This window comes from Caballeronia sp. INML1 (assembly GCF_023631085.1).
Lineage (GTDB): Bacteria > Pseudomonadota > Gammaproteobacteria > Burkholderiales > Burkholderiaceae > Caballeronia > Caballeronia turbans.
Genome location: NZ_JALQDT010000105.1, coordinates 1 through 753, shown reverse-complemented (window position 1 = coordinate 753; position 753 = coordinate 1). Strand labels below are relative to the sequence as shown.

Sequence of the window (753 nt, the reverse complement as noted above, 5' to 3'; positions counted from 1 at the left end):
GATGGCAGCGTGACGCGCTATCACTACGATACGGAGGAACAACTTGTCGGCGTGAGCAATCCGCTCGGGCAGCAGTGGCAACTCAAGCGCGATGGGAATGGCCGGCTGATCGAGGAAGTGGACTACTGGGGTCAGGCGCGACGCTACGCTTACGACCCCGCCGGACATTTGACGCGCTCCATCGATCCGTTAGGGCAAGCGCTTGCGATTCAGTGCGATGCCTTGGGGCGGGTCGTCAAGCGCAGCGCGCAGACGGGCGAGGAAGAGTGTTACGCCTATAACCGCAAGGGCCAACTGACCACAGCGAGCAACGCGCACGGCACGGTTGAGCGCACCTACGACACCGATGGCCGACTGACGCGTGAGACGCAGCAGCAGGCGTCATTCTCGGGAGCAATCGAGTACGCGTATGACGAGGCCGGGCGATTGGCGACGCAGCGGCGCCGCATGGATTCGGACGTCGAGGGCAAGAAAAGCGCATTCGAACAGACGCTAACGTATGGCTACGACGTGCTGGGCCATGCGAAGACGCTAAAGATCGACGAGCAAGAGCCGATTCGCTTTACGCGTGACATGGCGGGACGGCTCAGTCGTGTGGGCTTCTCGGCGGAACTCGATCACGCTCTTGAGTACGACCGCGCCGGGCGACTCAGCCGTCACACGACGATGCACGGCACACAGACTGTCGATCAGGTCGCTTACCGTTACGACGTGCTAGGCAATCTCACCGAGCGCGACGACTCGCGGCTTGGC

General features: G+C 62.3%; 1 pseudogene. It reads left to right on the top strand.

Annotation, left to right across the window (positions count from 1 at the left end):
• Nucleotides 1-753: pseudogene (locus tag NCR38_RS34005) on the top strand (type IV secretion protein Rhs); the annotation flags it as partial.